Raw genomic sequence first — 22,771 nt, forward strand, 5'->3', positions numbered from 1 at the left:
TGCCCGGGAATCGGGCCGCGGCGCGGCTACGGACCGGTTTGACCGTGGCGGCGGCCGACTTGAATCACCTTCCGCGCCACCGGCGCGGCCGGGTCGACCTGGGGGCGGCAAAGCCCCCGCACCGCCCCGAAAAGCGAGCTCAGCCAGCTCAGCAGGCAGTACGCCCCCGCGCCGAGTCCCCCCTTGCGCACCCCCAAAAGGACGAAAGGTGCCCCGGCGCCCGCGAGAAACGCCCCGGCCCGTGCCGGCAGGGGGACGGGGAGAACCGGCACCAGGGCGAGCAGGGCGATCCAACCGGCCGTCACGTAGACGAAGGTGAAACGGGGGAGGATCCGCCGGAAGTACGGCTTTCCGAAAGATGCCTTCAGCATCTGGCCGGGCCCCATGTTGGAGCCGGTGAGGACCCTTCTCAAGAGGAGCCGGTAGCTTCCCACCTGGTGGGGATGGTGCCGGATGCTCAACCGGGGGAGACGGGAGAGCCCCCACCCGGCGTGCGCCAGGCGGACCCCCAGCTCCAGTTCCTCGAAGGCGTGCAGGTTGCGGTTGGAGAAGTACGCCACGGACCGGACCGCCGCGACCCGGTACAGCCCCCCGCCGGTGAGATGGGTCACCGGCCCCGGCTGGCGGTCGGTTTGGGCCATCCGTTTCCGGAGCAGGTACTCGGCGTTCAAGGTCCCCACCTCCTCCATCATCCCCCCCACCCCCGCCAGCGAAGCGTCCTTTCCCAGCACGGCGAGCGCCGCCTCGAGAAAGCCGGGGACCAGCTCCATGTCCCCGTCCATGAGGTAGACGAAGTCGCCGGCCGCTTCCTGGAATCCAAGCTGGGGGCCGATGCCGCAGCAGGCCTCCTCCGGAGCGGCCAGCTGCACGATGGTGACCGGGAACCCCTGGGCGATCGCGACGGTCCGGTCGGTGGAACCCGAGTCGGCGAGGATTACCTCCCCCCCCACGGCGCGGACCCCCTCCAAGGCGGAGCGAAGCGCCGCCTCGATGTGGTGTTCCTCGTTGAGCGCCTTGATGATGACACTGACCCCGTTCAAGGTGGCCTCCCGCAGGTTCAGAAGAATTCCTCTCGCAAGGCACGCGACACCGGGAAGAAAACCGACCCCCGCCCCTTGATCAGGTTGACCGCCAGGTACCGGCCGATGCCGTAGAGGCAAAAAGGCATGTGGTACGGGAGCAGCTTGCGATAGAGCCTGATGCAGGCCCGGAACCGGAAGTAGATCGAGGTGTCGGCCCCCTTGCGCTCGTTGGTCGCCGCTCCGTGCTTGTGAAAGACCCGGGCGCCGGGAGCATACCCCATCCGGAAGCGCTCCCCCGCGCGAAGCGCCCAGTCGAGCTCCTCGAAGTAGAGAAAGTACGATTCCTCCATCAGGCCCACCTCGGCCAGGAAACGTCGGGTCACCAGCATCGAGGCCCCCGAGACCCAGTCCAGCCGCCCCTCGACCCCCCCCAGTTCCGCCGCGCCGATCCGGGCCAGCTCGCGCTCGTTGCCCAGCAGCCGGGAGAGGGACCGGTACTTGTTGAAGCTCGCCCCGCCCAGGGCCTGCACCGTGCCGGGGCGGTCGTAAAAGCAGAGGGTGGCCCCGACGATACCGATGGTCCGGTCCGACCGCGCCCGTGCCACGAGTTTTTTCAGGGTATCCGGCAGGACCACGGTGTCGTTGTTCAAAAGCCAGACGAAGCCGCAGTCACCCTGGCGCAGGGAGAAGCGGATGCCGACGTTGTTCCCCCCGGCGAAACCGAGGTTCTTCCCGGTCCGGATGATGGTCAAGGGTGCGGAGCAGGGGGCATCCTCCGCTGCCGGGCCGTCCAGCAGGGAGTGCTCCACCGGCTTGGGAACCGGAACCGCGGTCAGGCCGCCCAGCACGGCGCCGGGGGCGCAGTACGGGGTCCTCCCGCTCGCCCAGTCGAGCAGATGCCCGACCGATCCGTCGGAGGAGTCGTTGTCACAGACGACGACCCGAAAGTCCGGGTACTCGGAGCGGAAAAGGCTCTCCAGGCACTCGACGGTGTCCCGGGCGCCGTTCCAGTTCACCAGCACCACATAGACCCGGCCCGGCCCCTTTGCCTCGGCAGCTTCCCGGGACACGCTAGGCTCTCCTTTGACCGGGACCGCGGCCGGTCGTCCGGGGCTCGGCGGACACCCCTTCCCGCCCCCCCCCGAGCTCCCGGTACAGATCGAGGAGTTCCCGGGCGTTGTCGCCGATGGTCTTGAGCGGGCGGATCCCTCGGCGCAGGGTCCGGACCAGACCGGGGTCCCCGATCACGGTGCGGATCCTTTCGGCCAGCTCGGCGCCGTCCCCGGCCCGGAACAGATAGCCGTTCTCCCCGTCGCGGACGAAGTCCGGGAACCCCCCGATTGCGGAGGCGATGATCGGGACCCCGCCGCTGAAGGATTCAAAGATGGTCTGGGGGGCCGTGTCGTTGCAGACGGAGGGGAGGACCATCACGTCGATCTGGCGCAGGATCTCGGGAAGGTCGGCGGGGCGGTAGCTCCCAGTGAACTCGACGGGGAGATCCGGGTACTCCTTCAAGAGCTCCGCCACGTAGTTCTCGTTATAGCGGCCGAAGATCTTCACCAGGTAGTTCCCCGGCCCCACCCTCCGCACCGCGTCCAAAAGGACGTGGGTCCCCTTGTAGTAGTTCACCCCTCCGATGTTCCCGATCACCAGGGGTTCGTGGGGGGGACGCTCCTCGACCTTCTGCCGCTCGGCGATCAGCGATCCGATGTGCTGGACCACCAGGCGCTCCTCCCGGACCCCAAACCGCATCAGGGTCTGCTTCACGTCGTTGGAGACGCAGACGGTGAGGTCGCAGTGGTCGTTCAGGGCGGCAATCCCCGCGGCGAGGCGCCCGCCGAGCCGTTGCGCCAGGATCGGATCGGGGAGGCCGGCCGGCGCGGGTTGCGCTGCGGAGACCCCCGGGGTCCAGCCGATCCCGGCCCGCCGCTTCCCCGCCTTGAAGAGGTCGTAGAGCCCGCCACAGTTGCGGCGCAACGCCTCCTTGTAGTAGCGGGTCCGGGCCCGGCGGACCTCCAGGGCGGGATCGAGCGCGCCGGTGCAGGCCGCGCACCGGTCCGGATCGGTCGGCCCGGGGCAGATGCCTCCCTCCCGGTCGATCATCACCCGCTTCTGGCAGAGATAGCCGTAGACGTGGATGGTGTTCAGCACCGGGATCCCGCGCTCGAAGGCCAGCCGGTTCACCGAGAAAGGAAGGCCGACCCGGGAGTGGATATGGACCACGTCGGGGCCCACCCGGTCGAGGTACTGCGCGATCACCCGCTCCATCTCCGGCGCAGCGACGTCCACTTCCGGGCAGCCGTAGTTGAAAGGGAGGCAGACCGAGTTGAAGATCTCCGCGGTCTCGAACGGGAAGGGGCCCTGGCGCACCTCCAGGCGCTGGCGTCCGGGCCAGTCGTACTTGCTCTGGATCGCCCCCGAGAAGAGATAGTGGACGCGGTGCCCGAGCTCGGCGAAGGTGGTGGCGAGGGGACGGGTGTAGTTGGCGACCCCGCCGATCTCCTTAGGATCGTTTCCGATCAGCAGAATTTTCAAGACGTTTCCTCCCGGCCGTACCTTGCCCCCGGATCGAGCGGGGTCAAGGTCCCGGCGCTTCCCGGGTGAGTTCAGACGGCACCCTTTCCCTGGGCCAGCGCCTCTTCCATCCCCGAATACTCCCAGTTGCCGTACCGGCCGACGCTGACGATGTCGTGCCGCGCCAAAAAATCCAGGACGGTCTGGCGCGCCGAGGCGTGGTTGGCGTCGTAGATGACATAGGCGTGGTCGAGATCGACCAGTTGACGCACCAGGATATCCTTGGGGTCCCGCACGAGCCCGATCTCTGCCATCTCCGCCACCGCTTTGGCGGCCAGGGCCTCCTTGTCGACGTTCCACTCGGGACGGTAGCCGATCTCGAGGTAATAGGAGGTGGTACCGGGAGGGGCGAGCGCCGCCGAGAAATTGGAATAGACCCCGACCCGGTACGCGGTGAATCGGCGCTCCGGAAGGTAGATCCAGTGCTTGTCGGTGAGATCCGCCCCCCGGACGCCGAGGTTCACGATGAGCACCGAGTTGTGCCGCAGTTGGGCGGCGGCCCGCAGCACCTTTTCCGGGACCTCACCGGCCAGGAGCCCTACCAGCCCCTTAAGGGGCATCGTGGATACCAGCCTGCGGTACGGCGCGGTCTCCCCGGAGGCAAAGCGTACGCAGTTGGCGGCCAGATCGACGGCGGTGACCCGGCGGTTCAGGTGCAGGTTGCCGACCCGGCCGGCCAGGGCGTCGCACAGCGCCTGAATCCCCCCCTGCCGGGGGTACCAGAAGGTCGCGTTGTAGCCGAACCCCTTGGACTGGTCCTCCAGGGCTCCGTTGAAGACGTCTTCCAGGCTCGGTTTGGGGACGTATTCGCTCATCCATTCGCAGGTCATCTCCTCGGTGGGGACGGTCCAGAGCTTCTCGTTGTAGGGAAACATGAAGTGCTCCCCGATCCCTTCGCCCAGCTTGGCGACGATCCAATCCCGGAAGGTCGCGTAGGCGCGGGTGGGGAGATCCTCGTTTTCGTAGTAGCTTCGGACGAAGGAGAGGAGGCATTCCTTGACGACACCGGCCGGCAGCCCGTGCAGGTTGGCCTGAAACGGATAGCGGGTGAAGGCCCCGTGGGAGTAGATGACGGCATTGCGATGCAAGACCACGAGGTTGTCCCCGAGGAGCTCGCGCACCAGCCCCTGGAAGTAGGGGTCCTTGAGGTGGAGCAGGTGCCCCGAGTAGTCGAAGAGAAATCCCTTTTCCCCGACCGAGCGGCAGCACCCGCCGACCGCGGCGTCCCCCTCGTACAGGTCGTACGGCACCCCCTTCTGCTGGGCGTGATACGCCGCGCTGAGACCGGCCAGTCCGGCCCCGATGATGACGGTCTTTCCCATCTTATCCCCCTGCCCCCAGTTTCGATCTGACTCCGGCGAACATGCCGCCCAGGTACTGCTTTTCCCTGCCGTTCAAGGCGATGGTGTAAAGTCCCAGCGCCACCGCCAGGACGAGCCCCGCGTCCGCCAAAAGGAGCTGGTGCGTTGCGGCCGACTCGCGCAGCCAGACGGCACCGCGCCAAAGTACGGCGAAGGTGCCGGCCACCGGGAGGAGGCGGCGGTCCAGAAACGCGAAGCGGACCAGGCGGTAGTTCAGGTACCCCATCAACAAGACGATGACCAGGTAGGAGAGCGCGGTGCTCACCGCCGCTCCCAGGATCCCCCAGCCGGGGATCAGGAGCAGGTTGAGGACGGCGTTGGCCACCCCGCCGACGAGGTAGCAGGAGAAGATGCTCTTCGTGTTGCCGTTGGAGTACAGCGGTGCGGTCAGCAGCGTGATCAGCACCTGCATCGAGTACGCCAGGGCGATGATCCCGGTGATGACGTGAGCGTCTTGGTACTCGGGGCGGCGGACCAGGAGCCGGACGATCAGCGCGGAGTTGAGCTCGAAAAGGAGCACCAGGGTCCCCAGCAGAGCCGCAAACCCGGCGAAGACGGAGACGAAGACCTGGCGGTACTTCTCCCGGTCGTCGACCCAAAGCCGGGCCGACACCGGGAACCAGAAGAAGTTCAGCGCCAGGGTGAGCGACAGGACCAGGCTCGCGAAGCTGTAGATGATCGAATACTTCCCCACCGCGTCGTCCCCCTTGAAATAGGCCAGGAAAAAGGAGTCCGAGGACTGGATCAGCCAGGAGAAAAAGAAGACCGGGAGCAGCGGGAGGGCCATCTTCAGGAACTTCAAAAGCAGGGTCCGGTCGATGACCGGGGCATAGGCGAGCTCCCTGCGGGTGAAGCGGTAGACCAAAAGCCCCGCGGCGAAGTTCATCGCCACCTGGACCAGCACCATCCCCGTGAAGGAGTAGCCGGCCGCGACGACGATGACGGTGAGGACGGTCCCGCCGACGTCCTTGATCACGGCGTTGTTCACCAGCATGGCGGTCTTCTGGAACACTGCGAGGACGTAGGTGACCACCTTGTAGAAGATGTTGGAAAAAAGCAGCAGCGCCATGAGCGGAAACAGCCGGTAGTAGGAGCCGCCGAACCGGTACATGGCGAACCAGAAGAGGGGGAAAAGGAGCGCGCTGCAAAGGAGCACGCTGTTCGTCACCGTGTTGTACATGGTGACGATCCGCTCCCGTGACCGCTCCTGGACGAAGTGGATCGCCGGCCCGTCGGTCAGGTTCAGGGAAAAAAGCGGCACCAGCATCGCCGAGGTGACCAGGATCAGGTTGAACGCCCCGATCTCCCCCGGTTTCAGAAAGTAGGTCAGCACCGGCATGGTGATGAGCCCCTTGAGCCGGACGAGGAGCTGCATGAAGACGCTGTGGAGGGCGCTTTTCCCGATGGTCTTGCGGTCGACGGAGAAGTCGAGCAGATCCGCGTCCTTTCCCGAACCCCGCCCCGTCATCTAGCCGACCGTGCTGTAAAGAAGAAACCAGGCAATTTTGAGATACTCCCCGATGATGACCTTGCGTCGGTCCCGGCTGGTCCAGTCCCCCTCCCCCAGGCCGGGCTGGAAGCGGCAGGGGACGTAGGCGAGCCGGAAGTGCTCCGGGTCGAAGACCCGGCCGGTGATCAGCTTCAGCCGTCTCATGTGGTAGCGCGAACTGACCACGAGCGCGGACCGGAAGCCATGCCGCTCCATGAGGCGCCTCGCTTCGAGGGCCTCCACGTGGGTGTTTTCGTAGTAGCGCCGGTAGGTAACGGCCTTGCGGACCCAGAAGGTCCGCTCCTTGAGCCGCAACCCCTTGTGGTCCTTTTCCAGGGCCTGCGCCCCGGCCGGATCGAGGGTGAGCCCGAAGGAGGGGATCACCAGGTGCGTTGCGTAACCGCTGCGGACCAGGCGCATCGCCTCGTCGAAGCGCTCCACCTGCTCGGGCCCCAGGAACAAAACGACGGCGTCGGCCCTGCCGGGGGGATCGGAGCAGCTCAAAAAACCGGGGGCATCCCGGAGGCAGATCAGCGCCAGGGCTAGACCCAGGGCGGCACCGACGAGGAGCTTCTTCACGCCGCGCCCCCGGTCAAGGCGCCTTGGGCCCCGGGGCGCCCCCCCTCTTCCGCGCGGCCGGCCGTTGTTCGGCCAGGTACATCATCTTCACCTCCCCGGCGGAGAGGACGCGGTTGAAGAGGACGACGTCGCCGATCCACCCCAGGAACTGGTAGGCCCCATTGCCGTCGTTATTCCCGATGAAGAGGTCGGAGGGGCTCGACTTGACGTTGGTGCCGTCGATGAACACGTACTTGCCGTTGGCAAGCGCCCCGTCCAGGTAGAGGTCGATGGTGGGGACGCCGGCGTCGAAGACCGCGACAACGTGATGCCACTTGGCGTCCCGGTAACTGACCCCGGGCGCCGAGTAGCGGTAAAAGCGGACCCCGTTGGTCTCGAACCAGATCATCCCCTCCGGGTCCAGAAAGAGGTTGTAGCAGCGGAAGCCGGGGTCTTTGGAGACGATGGTCCCAAGCCCCCCGCCGGGGCCGGCCTTGAACCAGGCGCCGATGCTGAAGCTCCCGCTCCCCGGGTCGAGCGAGGCGCGGTGCCGGACCCGGACGTTCGGCCCGTAGCCGGAGAAGTAGGCCACCTTCCCCCGGACCGGGTCCTCGGCGAGGCGCGCCCCGTTTTTCAGGGCGACCTGGTGCGCCCCGGCAGCACCGTCGGGAACCCCGTTCAGCCGCCAGGCCCCCGCGTAGTCGACCGGGAGGCTCAGGGTCCGGAAGGCGCTCCGGTTGTCCCGGCAGGAGTACTCCCGGAAGGAGCCTCCATAAAAGCCGCTTTGTACGGTCAGATCCCGGCAGTCGGGGTAGGCCCCGCAGCTGCGGTCGGTGCCCCGGCAGGCCCTGGCCCCGATCAACGTGCCGGTCTGGTTGATGGCGTCGGCGATGCCCCGGTAGTATCCCCGGTAGCGCGACCGCTCCTCGGCGCCGACGTCGGCGAGCAGGGTGTCGGGGACCTGGCGTCCCGAATCGGCCAATAGACGGGTGAATTCCGGCACGATCCCCATGAGCCAGGTGCTGTAGAGGTGCCCCACCACCTTCCCGGTCCGGGCCCGTTCCTCGTTGCCGGTCCAGACGAGGTCCCGGGTCGCCTTGACGTCGGCCCAGCTCGTGGGCCAGACCCGGAATCCCTGGGCGGCGAACTGGGCCACCGAAGGGAAGCTCTGCCGGGCGTCGTCGTAGCGGTAGCGCTGGTTCGCCTCGTAACGCCAGTCGGCGATGATGATCCCCTTGGGGATCAGGTCGAGCGCGGCGGCGGTGTCCCTCCCGGAAAGGTTGTACTTCTCGGACCTGGGCATCCCGTTCCACGCGGGGTCGAGCATGTCGCCCCACATGATGACTTCCATCCCGGGATGTTTTTCCTGGAGGTGGCGGTAGGCGTTGGTGACCGCCAGGGCGAAGACCTGGGCCGAGCTCATCCCCGTCTCCCGCCGCGGTTCGGCATACCACCACCCGACCTCGTCGCACCCGATGTGGAACCCCTCCGGCGGAATCCCGTCCACCGTGAACGCCTCCACCAGCTCGTCCATCATTTTGAAGACGACCTGCTCCCCCTCCTTGTTGAAGGGGTCCCGGGTGTTGGTCGGCGCCTCGCGCCAGTAAAACGCCTTCGGGCCCGGGGCGTTGTCCGGGGTCGAACGGCGGGTCGAGGTGCAGAGATAGCTCTTGCCGCGGTAACTGACCCAGTCCTCGTAGGCGGTGTAGAGCACCCCCGGCCGCCACTCCCGGCCAGCGAGCATGTACTGGGGGTACACGTAGGGAAAGACGTTTCCCACCGAGTGGGTCAGGACCTGCAGGGCCACCATCACCTGCATCCCGTTCTCCCGGGCGATCTGGGCCATCCGGCGCGCCTCGATCCGGCTGAAGCCGCGGTTGGCGGGGTAGGAGGCACGGCCCATCCGGTAGTCGGAGGTGAAGTGAAAGGCGCCGTAGTTCATGTCGAAGACGATGGTGTTGATCCCTTTGGCCTTCAGGGAGCGCACCAGCTCCTCGAACTCGGCGAGGAAACGGTTGTGGTTCCCGTTGCCGTTGGCCTGCGGGGTGAAGAAGAACCCGGCCCAGGGCTCCCCCGCCGCGGCCGGCCCCGCCCACAGCAGGGCCAGGCCGAAAAGCAAGAGGACCAGGCGCCAAAGCCCGGCCGGCTGCGGGGCGGGCGGCACCGGATGTCGTACCGCCGGGGCCATCAGCGACCCGCCACCCGGGTGGCGAGTCGCTGCTCCCAGAGGTGGGCGCTGCGGACGATGAATTCGAGGTCGTCGTGGCGCGGAGACCAACCGGTGGTCTCCTTGAGCCGCGTGCTGTCCGCAACCACCACCGGAGAGTCCCCGGCGCGCCGGTAGATCTCCTCCACGGGGAAGTCGACCCCGGTCACCTTCCGGACCGTCTCCACCACCTCGCGCACCGAATAGCCATGCCCGTAGCCGCAGTTCAGCGCCACCGAGCGCCCGGTCGCGACCAGGTACTCCATCGCGCAAAGATGGGCGCTCGCCAGGTCGTCGACGTGGATGTAGTCGCGGATGCAGGTACCGTCCGGCGTGTCGTAATCGGTCCCGTAGACGTAGAGCCGCGGGGACTCGCCGGCCGCGGTCTTCAGGGCGCGGGTGATGAGGTGCGTGGCGTCCCGGTAGGCCTGTCCGAGCTCACCTTCGGAATCGGCCCCGGCGACGTTGAAGTAGCGCAGGGCGACGTAGTTCAACCCGCCGGCGGCGGCCAGGTCCTCCATGATCTTCTCCCCCATAACCTTGGAGGCCCCGTAGGGGTTGATCGGGGCAAGCGGCGCGGTCTCGTCGACGGGGAGCCGTTCCGGGATGCCGTAGACCGCGGCGGTGGAGGAGTAAATGAGGTTGCGCACCCCGCAGCGGGTCATCGCCTCCAAGAGGTTCAAGGTGTAGGAGACGTTGGTGCGGTAGTACTTGAGCGGCTCGCGGACCGATTCCTCAACCCGGATCAGGGCGGCAAAGTGGAGCACGACGTCCGGCCGGAAGGCCGCCAGCACCCCTTCCAGCCGTTCCCGGTCGGCAAGATCCGCCACCACGAGTTCACCGTGGGTGACCGCCCAGGGATGGCCCGTGGAGAGGTTGTCGTAGACGACGACCTGGTGTCCTTTTTTACCCAGGGCCTTCACCACATGGCTTCCGATGTAGCCTGCCCCGCCGGTGACCAAAAGTTTCATGTCCTTGTCTCCTGTCGGCCCCCCGCGTTCTTGTCGGGGGCGAAAATCCGTTTGCAGCGGGCGTCACGGGCCGCCGAGCACCCCGTAAAGCAAAAACCAGGCGATCTTCACGTATTCGCTGAGGATGATCCTGCGCCGCTCCCGGTTGAGCCAGTCGGAGGGCTCGAAGGGGGGCTCCCATCGGGCGGGGGTGCAAAAGATGGCGTAAGAGCCGTCGAAGACCCGGGCCGCGATGAAGGAGATCCGGCGCATGTGGTACCCCGAGCTCACCAAAAGCGCCGACCTCAGCCCGAGCCCGGCCATGATCCGCTTCGCCTCCAGAGCCTCGGCGTGGGTGTTCTCGTAGAAGGTACGGTACCGGGCGGCCTTGCGGGCCGGGAAGAGGAACCCGGCGCGGGCCGGATCACCGGCGATCCGCTGCAGGCTCCCCTGCCGGGCGGCAAACACCTCACCGGTGTAGGGGACGACCAGGAAGCGGGCATAGCCTTCGGCAAGTAGCTGCCGCGCCTCGACCATCCGGTTCTGGTCGCCGGGGCCCAGAAAGAGGATTGCGGCGTCGCAGCGGCGCAGCGGCTCCTCCCGGTAGAGAAAGCCGGGAGCGAACCACGCCAGGAGGAAAAGGAGCAGCACCGGGAAGGTCAGCAGGAGAAAACCGAGCATCAGCTCCGGCGCCTCCGCCGCCCGCACCAGCGACCGCTTGCGTCCCCGCCGCATGTATCCCCCCCTCCTCTCGCGGCGAGCCGAGGAGCGGGCCCGTCGCAGGTCTTGAGCCACCATAGTGGAAAAATGTTACAGACCAAGCTCGGACGTGTGAAAGTTTCGCGTTTGGATCACAGGAAGGCGGTCCGCTCGGCGAGGAAGCGGCGTTCGGTGCGGGAGAGTTCGCGGACGAAGCGGTCCAGCCGGGCCTCGGCGTCCGCCACGCTCTCCCCGGGGGCGACCACCGCCACCGGACGGACGAAAAGATCGTAGGTATTGTCGCGCGCCAGGGCGTGGAGGGTGAGATGGAAGCGGTTGACGCTCTTGTTGCCGGTGACCCGGCTTTTGGTGTGGAACCAGAAGTACACCACCATCGTGGCCCCCTCCCCCTCGATCACCATCTCGGTCAACCTGAGCCGCCCCCAGACCGGATCCCCGGCGATCTCCCGCTGCCGCTCGGTGACCACCCGGTACCCGCCCGAGGGGAGGCAGACCGTCGGGGAGTGGAAGAAGTTCTCGTTCTCCAAAAAGGCGCTGCCCCGGTAGCCGAGGTAGAGGAACACCACCCGGCCGGCCGGGTCGCGGTACTCGCCGTTGTAGGCGTCCTGCGCCCCGGATGCCGCGACCGTCTCGGCATCGGAAGGGAGCGCCGCTCCGCGCCAGGCGCCGATTTCGGTCGGAAAGGAAGCGAGCCCCCCCTTGAGCTGCACCGGGGGCAGCGCCTGCGTCCTCAGCGTGAACGCGGCGGTCACGACGAGCAGGAGCACCCCGACGGCAAACGGGGCGGCGGGCGGGTTCCCGGCCGGAGCAGCCGTCGGCTCAAGGGGTGGCGCAGCCGCCGCGGCGCCGACCGCCGAGGAGGGAAACAGGGCGAGCAGCCGCCCCACGGCCGCCAGGAGTGCGAAAGCGACCACGAAGAGGACCCAGCCGGTGAAGTCGTGAAAGAACCCTTCCGCCGCGGCCCTCCCGAAGCGGTGGGCGAGCAGTCCGGTCACCCCCAGGCGCAGGCCGTTCACCGCCACCGCAATCGGGAGGGTCGCCGCGACCAGGCAGCCCCGCTTCCACGGGGTCCGCTCGAAGACGCCGGCGTAGAGGACCCCCAGGGCGATCAGCGGGAAGAGGTAGCCGAGCCCGTTGCAGGCGTCGACCACCTGAAGCTGGATCACCCCCAGGTCGATGAGGTTGCCGCTGACGAAGACCGGAAGGCCGCAGGCCCGCACCATCGACTCCCCAAGCGAGGTGGAGACCGACTTGAGGTACATGCCGAGGGTCCGCTCCAGCACGGCGGGGATCGGGATCATGAAGACGGTGAACCCCAGCGGGAAGATGAGTCGCCGGGCGAGCGGGATTCCGAAGCAAAAGGCGGCAAACAACAGCAGCAGGACCGGGATCAACGGGAGCGCGATGTTGCCGCTCGAGCCGAGCACCCCGTACAAGGAGAGGAGCAGCGCCGCGCCAAGGGCCGGGAGAACCCGCCAGGACGGGGCGGATTCAATGGCCTGGAGCCCTTCCCGCCGCTTCCAGAGGAGATAGAGGGAGATCGCCGGAATCAGCGGACCGTAGGAATACTCCGGGTTGCTCTGCCAGACGTGGGCGAGCCCCTTGAGCGGCGGCCAGTAGGCGACCAGGAACAGGAGCGTCAAAAATGCCGCGGCAGCCGGCAGCGGCACGGGGAGGGGACGGACGGCCAGGTTCATGCTTCCTCCCGCCGCTTCAGCCACTTGCGGGTGGCGATCCAGGCAAACGGCTCCCAGATCCGCCGCCGCATCAGGTGACCGACGCTGCCGATCATCCAGCAGTTCTCCGGGCAGCACTCGACACGACGCCGCGCCTTGTCGGCGCGCGCCCCGGTCCAGAGCGCTTCGAAACTCTCGTCGTTCAGGTTTCCGAAGGGGTGGTCCATGACGTTGCAGGGGCGGACCAGGCCGAAGGGGTCGACGAAGAAGGAATCCCGGGCCATGGTGCACTTGAGAAGCCGCTTCCGGCCGTGCAGGTGCTCGACGAGCCCCCGGGTGAAGTAGCCGCGGAACCAGTCCTTGGGAGAGGAGGAAGCGAGGTAGGCATCGATGAGCGGCTCGATCCCCGCCTGCACCACTGCGGGATCCTCGATCCGGTTGTCGGTCTTGTGGAAGTAGTAGGCGTTGTGCAGGATGGCGGTGGCGAGTTCCACCCCCTCGCGGCGGGCCAGGCGGTAGAGGTCGACCAGTTCCCCGGCATTTTGGTCCGACACGGTGACGGCGATCCCGAGGTCCCGGATCCCCAGGGATTTCAACCCCCTCAGGGTCTCCAGGGCCCGGTGATGGATCCCGGGGACCCCGCGGATCGCCTCGTGGGTGGCGCTCATGCCGTCGAAGCTGATCCGGACCCCGACGTCGCGGTGACGCGACATCACCCGGAGGGTGCGGTCGGTGAGGACGCCGTTGCTGCTGATCACCACCCGCTTTGCCTTGCGCTTCACGATGGAGAGGATCCGGTCCAGGTCCTCCCGCAAAAATGGCTCCCCGCCGGTGACGTTCAGGCGCACCAGGGGGGGGAGCTTCTCCAGCAGCTGAGGGGCGATCTCCGCCTCGGGGCGGCTTGGGTGCCGCCAGGTCTCGCACATGAGGCATCGGCAGTTGCAGCGGTAGGTGACCGCGACGATCCCGTCCATATCAGATGGTCTCCTGTTGCGCCAGCCGTTCCGGGCACCCCTGCAGCCCGGGAAGGGTGCGGTAGAGCGCCTCCATTTGCGCGGTCACCCCCTCCCAGCCGAAATCGTGCCGGGCCCGGTTTGCCGCCCGTTCCCGCAGGGCCGCGGCCCGGTCGGGTCGGGCGATCAGTCCGGCGAGCACCCGGCGCAGGTCCTCCGGGTCGCGGTTTTTGAACGAGCAGCCGGCGTCACCGGCGGCCTCGAGGTTTTCCGGGATGTCGCTCACCAGGCAGCAGTTGCCGTACCCCATCGCCTCCAGCAGGGACAGGGGGAGCCCCTCGATGGTCGAGGGGAGACAGAAGAGGTAGGCGTTGCTGAAAAGCTCCGCCAGGGGCTCCCCGGTGACAAACCCGGTGAAGAGGATGCGCGGGTCCCCCTGCGCCAGGCGGTGCAGCCGTTCCTGGTACCGTGCGCCGTGCGGGTCGTCCCCGGCGATGACCAGCTGGAAATCGGTGTCGAGCTTGCGGAAGGCCTCGATCAGGAAGTGCGCCCCTTTCTCCTCGACGGTGCGCGCCACGAAGAGGACGTAGCGACGGGGCGCGATCCCCTGCTCGACCAGCCAGGCCGGCGGACGGGGGGGATCAACGGAGACGCCGTTGGGAATGTAGGAGACGCCACGGTGGTAGAGCTCCCCGAAGTAGCGCTGCAGCACCCGGGAGACCGCGGTGACCCGGTTCGGGAAGTAGACCGAGAGTTCGGCAAGCGCCAGGCAGAGCCTCCCGGCCACCCCCCACTTGTCGCGCTTGCGCTCGATGCCGTGGACCTGCACCACGGTCGGGATCCCGAACAGGCGGGGGAAAAGCGAGAAGAGCGAGGGGCCGATGGCGTGGAAGTGGATCAGATCGACCTTTTCGCGCAGGACCACGTCGAGGGTGGCCAGCAGGCAGATGGAAAGCTTGTAGAGGGCGCGGGTCCGGATTGCCGGGACCGTCTTCACCCGCATGCCGTGGTAGATGCCGTCGCGGCTGCCGGACATGCGCCCCGCGTACACGATGACCTCGTGCCCCCGGCCGACAAGCCGGGAACCGATCTCCTCGGTGACCTTTTCGATACCGCCGCCCAAGGGCATCCCTTTGACGGCTATGAACGCGATGCGCATCCTGCTTCCTTTAATGGTCCGAAAGAGCGGCCGCGCCTCCCCCTAAGAGACGACGTGCGGACCGACGAGTTGGCGCTACCAATCAAGCGCGGGCCCAAAAGGGTCGCCCGCCGGAGATGCCGAGCGTAACAGACCAGTATTTCGTTTGAATCAATAAGGTGTAAAGGTGGGGTTACAACATCAAAGGGGTGAGACCGATTGGGCAGGCCAAGGGGGAAGGGTCGAAGAGCCCCGTGCTCCGGCGCGGTCTTTGGAGCCCGGCGACGGAAGGCGTCTTTTTTTTTTGCCCGGGGCAGACTTTTGAAGAAAATACGCTAAGCTCGCACTCCATTAACGGAACCCAATCTACGGTCAAGGAGGATTTCATGCGTCCCAAAGTAGTTGCGAGCTTCGACTCATACACCGACGATGGTCTGCTCAAATTCTCAAAACAGATCCGGGACTCCCTCAAGGTGCATCCGGCCTTTCAGGGGGACTGGCACAGTGCGATCTCCCTGGAAAAACTGAGCAAGGCCATTGACGAGTTCGAGACGGCCAAGGAGGCAGCGCAGTACCGGGATCTGCAGAAGATTGGAATCCGGGAAGGGTTTCGTGAGAAACTCATCATCGCCCTCAACCAGACCGCCCATTTCGTCCAGATGGTCGGTTTCGGAGACTACACGATCCTGAGCGGCACCGGCTTCGAGATCCGGGAGGGGAAGAGGAGCGCCCCCCGTACCTACGCGCCCCTTGCCTCCCCCGACTATTCGGTGATGCAGGGAGACGTCCTGGGGATGGTGATCGGAACCGTCAAGATGGCCCCGGGGGTCTCGTACTACGAAGTGCACATCACCCAGGGCGATCCCACGGTTGAGGAGAACTGGGTGTTCGCGGCGAACTTCACCCGCAAAAACGGCAGCCGGATGGAGCACCGGGGCCTGAACTCGGCCCAGAAGTATTCGCTGCGGGTCCGCGGGGTAGGCGACGACGGACCGGGCCCCTGGTCCGATCCCAAGACCATCCTGGTGCACTAAGCCCACACCGGGAATACCAAGTCGCCGGTAGGGTAAAAAAGAAAAGGTTCACCCGGTTTTTCCGGGGGACCTTTTCTTTTTTTGCGGTGACCCCGCCCGAGGTTCGACCCACCTTCTCCGAAATGGAGGATAGCTCCCCCGCAGTTAAAGGAATCTCCCCCGAAGTTCAGGGTAAGCCCCTAAAAGATCGAGGTAGTTCCCCTGGAAGTTCAGGGTACCTCCCCCTGGTTCAGGGTACTCTCCGTAAGTTAAAGGTACCGCCCACGAAGTTCAGCTACCTCCCCCCGAAGTTCAGGGTAGCTCCCTCCGAAGTTCAAGTTACCTCCCCCCAAGTTTGAGGTAGCCCCCCCCGAAGTTAAAGATGGGCCCTCGGAAGTTCAGGGTGGCTCCCCAAACTTAAAGGTACCTCATCCCAATTTCAGATAGCTCCCCTGCAGTTCACGGCAGCTCAGCCAGGGTTCGCGGGAGTTCCGGCAAACTTTGCACCCTAGGGCCCGATCCCGAAGTTAACCGCATCTCCCTCAACCTCCTTTCCAAAACGCTTTTTTTGATCTCTAAGGTGGATCAAGAAGACCCGACGCCAATGCCCGCTACCGTAACGCCGTCCCCGTCGAAAGCGGTGACGCTTTCGACGCCGACCGTCATCCCCCCCGCTCCATCAGGTACGTAATAACGCAGGATCGCGAAGGGAACAGTGGGAAACGCCGTGGTCGACACTACGATGACATGGAGCTGTGCCGGCTTATTCCCAGAGGCCGGCATGTATCGGGTGATGAAGTATGCTTGGGTAGGGTCGCCGGAAAAGGTAAGCGAGAAATCTGCTGCCGCCACCGCCCCGTCCGGGTCGGTGTGGATCACGACGGCTGGCGGGAGGTCCAGGTAAAAATCTACCGAGCGTACGCTTACGGCAGCAGTTCCCTGAATGTTCATGGGGAAGTCTACTTCATGGTATGGTGTTTGGCCGGGACTTCCGCTGCCACAGGCCCACAGAAAAAAGCAAACCCCAAGCCATATGAAGCGCCGAGCCCTTTCGATACCGGCCACGCAGTTCCTCCTTTCACCAGTTTTTCAAACCGACTATTTTCTCCAGTATTAGAACCACATCGCCAGCATTGATGGTTCCATCGGGAGACGGTTTCCCGTCCACCAATGGCGCTACGTCACCGAGAGCGACCTGCATGGAAGTCGGGGATACCGCTCCGATGGCAATCTTGAGGGCGACCAGCGCGTCGGCGATATCCACCACGCCGTCGCCGTTGAGATCCCCCAATACCCCGGGCGACTGCGGCGCCACGGTCAGGATCCGGTCCACGCTGGCCGCTGCGGTGTGATTGGCGTCACCGGACTGGGTTGTCGTGATGGTCGTAGTCCCAGGCCCCACGATGGTGACGGTGCTGCCGGCGACGGTGGCGACCTTGGGATCGGAGCTCGCATAGCTGACCGGCAACCCGCTTGTTGCGGTCGCATCTAGCAGAAAGGGCGGGTCTCCCACCGATTTCATCGGCAGGACAGGAAAGGTGATGGTCTGCGAAGCGGGTTTGATGGTGAGCGTGCCGTCATGGTTGCCGCGGGCACCAAGCCGGTAAAGGGTAGCCTGCGCGCCGTCGAGCCCAGTGACCTTGAGCGTATAGACACCGACCGGAAGATTGGCATCGAGCGCCACCAGTTGGTTGGAGCCATCGAAGGCAGACACGTGGGCGGAAACCTGATCCGAGGCATTGAGGCCATCGAGGGTAATTGGGGCCGTGGGGAGGATTCCATATGTCGCAACGGAATCGGCGACGCTGTAATGAACGATGTTGGAGAATTCGAATGCCCCGATGCTCGGAGCGGACGGGTCGATCGCACCACCGTCGAAATCGACCGTCAGCCCGACGGGAACTCCAGCGCCAATGGCCGGGGAAGATGGCATAAGGTGAAAGTCATCGCGTGAGCGGGAGACAAAGAGGGGATCCGCATATAGTGACACAGCATCCCGGCGGGAACTTCCTTGCCATTCCGAAAAACTGGCATACGAGATCCCTCCAACCTTTGCAAAGGTGGACGGCCGCTCGAAATATACGTTGTCATCCATGGTAAGGATGGAGCTCCATTGGGACCAGTCCCCGAAGTAGAGCATCTGGGACACTCCTCCCACCATAATGTTGTTATTGATGTAAAAGTTGGCGCCGTTGCCTGGAGAATTCCAGCATTTGATCTGAGCATCTTCGGTTTCCACCGGTTCGTCAGGTCTCTGGTTTGCAGACCATTCTTTTCCCGCGTCATACATCACATTATTGTAGATGTGCAGGTTAGACATCAACGACCCAGTTCCGTTCCATCCGAACTCGATGTTATAATGCGCCAGCCCCAGGATGTTGTAGTAAACCCAGATGCCGTCCGCTTTTGCCCCAGCATCGGAGTTCTGCCAGGTTACATTACAGTCGTAGGTCTGCCGGAAATCGTTGTAGCGTACCGTCCAGTTGGAAATGTTCCCGGTAGCCCCAACCGATTCACCTTTACGCACGATGACCGCGCCGCTGCCCCAACGGTAGTCGTAAGGATCTACCTGGAGATCACCTCCGGTATAGTAAGCATTGCAATGCTCGACGGTATTGCCGGTGAAGTTAGCGCCGTACCATGCGCTTGGCATGGCAAAGAAATCCAGATTTTGCACTGTGTGATAGTTTTTGGCATTAATCCAGAACCCTGTCTTGGGCATTCCGATGACAATGAGTATGTCGTTTTGGTAATAATCGGCCGGATTAGACGTGGAGTAGATACGGATGCGACGGTCCCCGTACGACTGGTACCAGTCGCCTTGATGGGAAAGATTGCCACTCTGTACCAAGGTTCCGGTGCTGGGGTTGCCGGAGGAGAAGTCGAAAATGAGATTGGCACTATGGTACATGCCGAAGAAGTCGCGATCAGCGATCTGGCGACAGGAAAAGCTGGCGAGATGCAGGATTGCGCCGTTCGGGGCGCCGGTAGGCCCACCAAGGAGAATGTTGAGCCCGGCCACCCCGGTCCGATCGGCACGAAAAATGAGCGTACACGGAGTCCAATCGGCCCCCACCCGAAGCGATTTCACGTACATCCCGGAAGTGATGTCTACTCCACCGGCCTGCAGGATCAGATCCGGGATTTGAAAAGGAACCGAAGACTTCGCCAGAAAAGAAATCGCATAGTAGCTCCCCTGTTCAAAGCTCAAGGGATACCCGGACGACGTGTACAGTTGCACGTTTCCCGTGGCCGCGCCGTGGTCGTACACGACAAATTCATACGAGGCGATAAAGCCGGGAGGCGCTTCGGAGGTGATACGTCCCAAAAAACCGCAAGCGGCCCCGCCCCCCGTGCATTGGTCGTACCAGCCATCCGCATTCGTGGCGAGATCCGGGTTCAGCAACATTTCAGGTCCGAGCGTGATGCCGCCGGTGCTCCAGATATTGCCGCCCTCGTTTTTCCAGTCCGACGCTTTGCTGCGGTAAGAGGCAGCCGTCAGGACGGGGTTAGGCCCGGAGCCATAGGCGCCCCAAGTTATCGGGTTACCCGCGGTACCGCTTGATGCAGGAATAATCGGGGCCATGTCGGCTCCCGACCAGACATCTCCCCTTTTGAAGAGGATGGTATCGCCGGGGAGAAAAAGGGTGCGGTTAAGTTTAAAAAGAGATTTCCAGGGCGTCGCGGGAGAGATTCCGTCGTTCCCGTCATCACCCGACGTACTCACGTAGTAGGTGGTGCCGAGGGCACCTCCGGGCATGAGCATGATCAGAAGAATAACGATCATCTTTCTCACAAAGCGCTCCTGTTGTCGGGGCCGGAGATGGCAAAGACCATTTTGGGACCATTCTGGATCACTCCCCGCGGTGGGTGGCTTTCCCGCGGTTCCTCGGGCGCTGGAGTGCCCGGGTCCGAAACGGAACCATTACCCTACATGCCCCCCCAGCGGGACGTGCCAGCGTAAGCGCCGAGCGAGACGGCCGGCGAACCGTCGGCCAGACGGAAATCGCCCCTCGTTTTCGAACGGAAGAGAGGGTCCGTATACCTGGAAGAAGAGTCTTGGTGGAAGTGGTCCTGGAATGCCCCCAGGGTCGGATATGAGACCCCCGAAATGAATGCGAAGGTGCCGCAGGCCCCGTAATATATGTTGTTTTGCATCGTCAGGACCGAAGACCACTGACGCCAATCGCTAAAGTAGAGCAGCTGTGATCGGGCGCCGTCCATAATGTTGTTCTCGATGCGGATGTTCTTGCCGGTTGCGGGTGAGTTCCAGCACTTGATGTGGGCATCCTCCTTCTGAACCGGTTCGTCCGGCCTCTGCCCCGCCGACCACTCATACCCCGCATCGTAGAGGGTATTGTGGTAGATGTGGACGTTCGACATGGAGGAGCCCGCTCCATTCCAGCCGAATTCCAGGTTGTAATGCGCCAGACCGAAGACGTTACCGTAGACCTCGATACCGTCAGCCTTTTTGTTGTTCCCCCAACCGTGCCACGCTCCGTTCTCCCAGGTGATGTTTGCGTCGTAGGATTGCCGAAAATCGTTATTCCTCACGATCCAATCGCAGATGTTGCCTGACGCACCAACCGCGCCTCCCCCCCGGACGCGGAAAGAGCCGCCGCTCCAGTGGTAGTCCCGCGGGTCCACGCCGGGTACCCCGCCGGTGTAGGAGGCGGCACAGTTTTGGATGACCACGTGAGAGAAATCGAGCCCGTTCCAGCCGGAGGGAAGGGCAAAAAAGTGGATATCCTCGAATACGTGGTATTGCTTGTTACTCAGCCAGAATCCGGACCGGGGCGCGCCGTGGACGATTGCCACGTCTTCGCCGTAATACTGCGCGGGGTTCGCGGTGGAATAGAGACGGATTTTCCGGTCTACCGGGGATTGGAACCACTCCCCTTGGCGGGCGATCCTTCCAGACTGGACGAGGACACCGGTGGTCGTGGCTCCGGAACCGCCACCGAAGATAAGATTGGAGCAGTAGTACATGCCGAAGAAATCGTCATCCTTGATCTCGCGCAGGGAGAGCGAATCGATGCAGCAGGTGGCCCCATTGGGGATTCCACCCTCCCCTCCAAGCAGGAGGTTGACGCCTCCGGCAGCAACGTGTCGATCAGCGCGCAAGATAACGGAACACTTCGACCACTTTTCCCCCACCGTGAGCGCCTGGACCATCATTCCACCGGTCGGATCGGCTCCGTCCCGGTGTGATTTAACAGAAACAGCTGGAATGGTGAACGGGGCGGTGCATTTGGCGCGGAAGGTCAGCAGGTAGTATTTCCCCTGGACAAACCTCAGGGAGACCGAAGAGGCGGTGTACAGTTGCAGGCTCGCGGAGCTCGTACCGTGATCGGCAACCTGGAACTTAAAGACCGCCGGCGCCGAAGGGTGTTGCCCCGGCGCAGCGGTTCTTCCAACCGGCCCGCAAATCGCCCTTCCCGTGCAGTGGTGGTACCAACCCGGCGCGTTTTGGGATGAATTCGGGTTGGGGAACATCTCTTCACCGGCAAACTGAAACCCTCCCGTGCTCCAGATGTTGTTCCCCTCGTCATGCCAGTCCGAAAGCCGGTTGCGATAGGAAGCGAACGTCAACACCGGCCTGGGGCCGCTGCCGTAAGCCCCCCAGGTGATCGGGCGGCCGGGCGCACCATTGGTGGCTGGGATGATGGGAGCGGCCAGGGCCCCCACCCAGCGGTCGCCCCGTTTCAAACGTATCGAGTCGCCCGGGGCGAAGGGGGTACGGTTCAGTTTGAAGAGCGACCGCCAGGGGGCCTTTTCTGAGGTACCGCTGTTGGAGTCGTCCCCCGAAGTGCTGACGTAGTAGGTTTTGCCCCAGACCTGGACCGGCTGAAAGCAGATGAAAACGAGCAGCAGGAATTTTTTCAAGGCGTTCTCCCTACCGTCCGGTAGAGCTCCAGAAGCAGTTCCCGGTGGCGCCGCTCGTGAAAATGCCGTTCGACCTTGGCCCGTGCCGCCATCTCCATCTCCGAGCGCGCGGCAGCCGGAAGAGAAAGGAACCGCTGGATCCCTGCCGCCAGAGACGATGGGTTCCCCGGTTCGAAGAGATAGCCGTTCGTCCCCTCGTCAATCATCTCGGGTATTCCGCCGATGCGGCTTGCCAAAACCGGCGTCCCGGCCGCGAACGCTTCCAGCAGCGAAAGGGGCGCATTCTCGTACCACTGAGAAGGCATCACCATGGCCTGGGCGCCGCTGAGAAGCTCCCTGATTTGATCGGCGGACATATGGCCGGTAAAGGTGACCGGAAGACTCGCGTCGACGGCTTTCCGGCGCAGGGCGGTACTCTCCGGCCCATCCCCCGCGACAACGAGACGGGGCGGGGAATCCAAAAGCTGGTATGCCTCAAGGAGCGAAGCAACCCCTTTCTCCCGGGACAGCCTGCCGAGGTAAAGGAGATACCCATGCGCCCCCTTTTTCTGCGGTGAAGCGGCGAGATCGACGAAGTTCGGGATGTAGGCGATGCGGCCCTCGTCCCAGCCGTATTCGATACATTTATTTCTCAGGAACTGACTCGGAGCGACGAACCGGCTGACGAAGCGGTATTTGCCCAAGGCGTGGTTGAGCCAGCTCTCAAAGGCATAAACCGCCGAGGCGGGATAGCTTCCCTTGTGGCAGCGCGCCAACAGGGCACGGTGAAACCGCTTCCCCCGGCAGCGCTCACAGACGGTCCCGTCCCGCAGCATGAGATAACTCGGACAGAGGAGCTTCAGGTCGTGGAGCGTCATGACGACCGGTATCCCGGCGCTCTTGAGTTCGTCCAGCACCGAGAGGCTGAGCCGGCCGTAGATGTTGTGCGCGTGCGCCACATCGGGCCGGAAGCGCCTGATGACCTCCCGAAGCCCCCTGCGTGCCGTCCTGGAGTAGACCAGTTCCCCCACGGTTGACAAGTTCGTCAGGGAGAAACCGAACCGTTCCGTTTCCAGGGGGGGAGGAAAGAACCGTGCATATTCCGCGTGCTGGTTGTTTTCGTGTCCCCGGGAGAATACGGCCACTTCGTGCCCAGCGGCACGCAAAAGCCGCATCTCCTCGAAAAGTATCCGCTCCGAGCCGCCGCGGGGATAATAGAAGTTATTGAGAAAAAGTATCCGCATCG

General features: G+C 64.2%; 17 protein-coding genes. 1 reads left to right on the forward strand and 16 read right to left on the reverse strand.

All coding sequences use genetic code 11. The annotated features are described in order from the left end of the window. Positions 1-26: 26 nt before the first annotated feature. The 12 genes from JFN93_RS06005 to JFN93_RS06060 form a co-directional block, all read right to left on the reverse strand. A complete protein-coding gene (locus JFN93_RS06005; protein WP_199383087.1) occupies positions 27-1,040 on the reverse strand; it encodes a glycosyltransferase family 2 protein in 1,014 nt (337 codons plus the stop codon). A gap of 17 nt (positions 1,041-1,057) precedes the next feature. Further along, the gene (locus tag JFN93_RS06010) at positions 1,058-2,092 is read right to left on the reverse strand and encodes a glycosyltransferase family 2 protein (RefSeq protein ID WP_199383088.1); all 1,035 of its coding nucleotides are present in this window, start codon (positions 2,090-2,092) and stop codon (positions 1,058-1,060) included. Between the two features lies 1 nt (position 2,093). After that, complete coding sequence (locus JFN93_RS06015) at positions 2,094-3,557, reverse strand: glycosyltransferase (RefSeq protein ID WP_199383089.1); 1,464 nt, start codon at positions 3,555-3,557, stop codon at positions 2,094-2,096. Positions 3,558-3,628: 71 nt separating this feature from the next. Next, complete coding sequence (locus JFN93_RS06020) at positions 3,629-4,918, reverse strand: protoporphyrinogen/coproporphyrinogen oxidase (RefSeq protein ID WP_199383090.1); 1,290 nt, start codon at positions 4,916-4,918, stop codon at positions 3,629-3,631. Position 4,919: 1 nt separating this feature from the next. Further along, positions 4,920-6,425 carry an oligosaccharide flippase family protein gene (locus JFN93_RS06025; protein WP_199383091.1) on the reverse strand — a complete coding sequence of 502 codons (1,506 nt, stop codon included), beginning with the start codon at positions 6,423-6,425 and terminating at the stop codon, positions 4,920-4,922. After that, positions 6,426-7,025, reverse strand: a complete 600-nt coding sequence (locus JFN93_RS06030; protein WP_199383092.1) for a YdcF family protein — start codon at positions 7,023-7,025, stop codon at positions 6,426-6,428. It lies immediately after the preceding gene. A 13-nt stretch (positions 7,026-7,038) separates the two neighbouring features. Beyond that, positions 7,039-9,192 carry a LamG-like jellyroll fold domain-containing protein gene (locus tag JFN93_RS06035; protein WP_199383093.1) on the reverse strand — a complete coding sequence of 718 codons (2,154 nt, stop codon included), beginning with the start codon at positions 9,190-9,192 and terminating at the stop codon, positions 7,039-7,041. Beyond that, a complete protein-coding gene (gene galE, locus JFN93_RS06040; protein WP_199383094.1) occupies positions 9,192-10,181 on the reverse strand; it encodes a UDP-glucose 4-epimerase GalE in 990 nt (329 codons plus the stop codon). The genes JFN93_RS06035 and galE overlap by 1 nt, the downstream gene beginning before the upstream one ends. A 63-nt stretch (positions 10,182-10,244) precedes the next feature. After that, complete coding sequence (locus JFN93_RS06045; protein WP_199383095.1) at positions 10,245-10,895, reverse strand: YdcF family protein; 651 nt, start codon at positions 10,893-10,895, stop codon at positions 10,245-10,247. 116 nt (positions 10,896-11,011) lie between these two features. Further along, positions 11,012-12,577 (reverse strand): exosortase C-terminal domain/associated protein EpsI, encoded by a 1,566-nt coding sequence (locus JFN93_RS06050; RefSeq protein ID WP_199383096.1) that lies wholly within the window; start codon positions 12,575-12,577, stop codon positions 11,012-11,014. Beyond that, the gene (locus JFN93_RS06055; protein WP_199383097.1) at positions 12,574-13,530 is read right to left on the reverse strand and encodes a radical SAM protein; all 957 of its coding nucleotides are present in this window, start codon (positions 13,528-13,530) and stop codon (positions 12,574-12,576) included. The genes JFN93_RS06050 and JFN93_RS06055 overlap by 4 nt, the downstream gene beginning before the upstream one ends. Position 13,531: 1 nt before the next feature. Then, the gene (locus JFN93_RS06060) at positions 13,532-14,668 is read right to left on the reverse strand and encodes a glycosyltransferase family 4 protein (protein ID WP_199383098.1); all 1,137 of its coding nucleotides are present in this window, start codon (positions 14,666-14,668) and stop codon (positions 13,532-13,534) included. Between the two features lie 365 nt (positions 14,669-15,033). On the opposite strand from JFN93_RS06060, the gene JFN93_RS06065 reads away from it, so the two are divergent. After that, positions 15,034-15,681 carry a fibronectin type III domain-containing protein gene (locus JFN93_RS06065; RefSeq protein ID WP_199383099.1) on the forward strand — a complete coding sequence of 216 codons (648 nt, stop codon included), beginning with the start codon at positions 15,034-15,036 and terminating at the stop codon, positions 15,679-15,681. A 564-nt stretch (positions 15,682-16,245) separates the two neighbouring features. Here the strand turns inward: JFN93_RS06065 and JFN93_RS06070 are convergent. From JFN93_RS06070 to JFN93_RS06085, 4 genes are all read right to left on the reverse strand, one after another. After that, positions 16,246-16,611 carry a hypothetical protein gene (locus tag JFN93_RS06070; protein WP_199383100.1) on the reverse strand — a complete coding sequence of 122 codons (366 nt, stop codon included), beginning with the start codon at positions 16,609-16,611 and terminating at the stop codon, positions 16,246-16,248. Between the two features lie 127 nt (positions 16,612-16,738). Beyond that, complete coding sequence (locus JFN93_RS06075) at positions 16,739-19,456, reverse strand: dockerin type I repeat-containing protein (RefSeq protein ID WP_199383101.1); 2,718 nt, start codon at positions 19,454-19,456, stop codon at positions 16,739-16,741. 134 nt (positions 19,457-19,590) lie between these two features. Next, a complete protein-coding gene (locus tag JFN93_RS06080) occupies positions 19,591-21,546 on the reverse strand; it encodes a hypothetical protein (protein WP_199383102.1) in 1,956 nt (651 codons plus the stop codon). Beyond that, a complete protein-coding gene (locus tag JFN93_RS06085) occupies positions 21,543-22,769 on the reverse strand; it encodes a glycosyltransferase family 4 protein (protein WP_199383103.1) in 1,227 nt (408 codons plus the stop codon). The genes JFN93_RS06080 and JFN93_RS06085 overlap by 4 nt, the downstream gene beginning before the upstream one ends. Positions 22,770-22,771 lie beyond the last annotated feature (2 nt).

Origin of the sequence: Geomesophilobacter sediminis, from assembly GCF_016458275.1 — a bacterium.
Classification (GTDB): domain Bacteria; phylum Desulfobacterota; class Desulfuromonadia; order Geobacterales; family Geobacteraceae; genus Geomesophilobacter; species Geomesophilobacter sediminis.

Excerpts from the sequence above, each read along its gene's own strand:
- JFN93_RS06020 (WP_199383090.1), bottom strand. The coding sequence starts at position 4,918 with ATGGGAAAGACCGTCATCATCGGGGCCGGACTGGCCGGTCTCAGCGCG.
- JFN93_RS06025 (WP_199383091.1), bottom strand. The coding sequence starts at position 6,425 with ATGACGGGGCGGGGTTCGGGAAAGGACGCGGATCTGCTCGACTTCTCC.
- JFN93_RS06035 (WP_199383093.1), bottom strand. The coding sequence starts at position 9,192 with ATGGCCCCGGCGGTACGACATCCGGTGCCGCCCGCCCCGCAGCCGGCC.
- galE (WP_199383094.1), bottom strand. The coding sequence starts at position 10,181 with ATGAAACTTTTGGTCACCGGCGGGGCAGGCTACATCGGAAGCCATGTG.
- JFN93_RS06045 (WP_199383095.1), bottom strand. The coding sequence starts at position 10,895 with ATGCGGCGGGGACGCAAGCGGTCGCTGGTGCGGGCGGCGGAGGCGCCG.
- JFN93_RS06050 (WP_199383096.1), bottom strand. The coding sequence starts at position 12,577 with ATGAACCTGGCCGTCCGTCCCCTCCCCGTGCCGCTGCCGGCTGCCGCG.
- JFN93_RS06055 (WP_199383097.1), bottom strand. The coding sequence starts at position 13,530 with ATGGACGGGATCGTCGCGGTCACCTACCGCTGCAACTGCCGATGCCTC.
- JFN93_RS06060 (WP_199383098.1), bottom strand. The coding sequence starts at position 14,668 with ATGCGCATCGCGTTCATAGCCGTCAAAGGGATGCCCTTGGGCGGCGGT.
- JFN93_RS06065 (WP_199383099.1), top strand. The coding sequence starts at position 15,034 with ATGCGTCCCAAAGTAGTTGCGAGCTTCGACTCATACACCGACGATGGT.
- JFN93_RS06070 (WP_199383100.1), bottom strand. The coding sequence starts at position 16,611 with ATGAACATTCAGGGAACTGCTGCCGTAAGCGTACGCTCGGTAGATTTT.
- JFN93_RS06085 (WP_199383103.1), bottom strand. The coding sequence starts at position 22,769 with ATGCGGATACTTTTTCTCAATAACTTCTATTATCCCCGCGGCGGCTCG.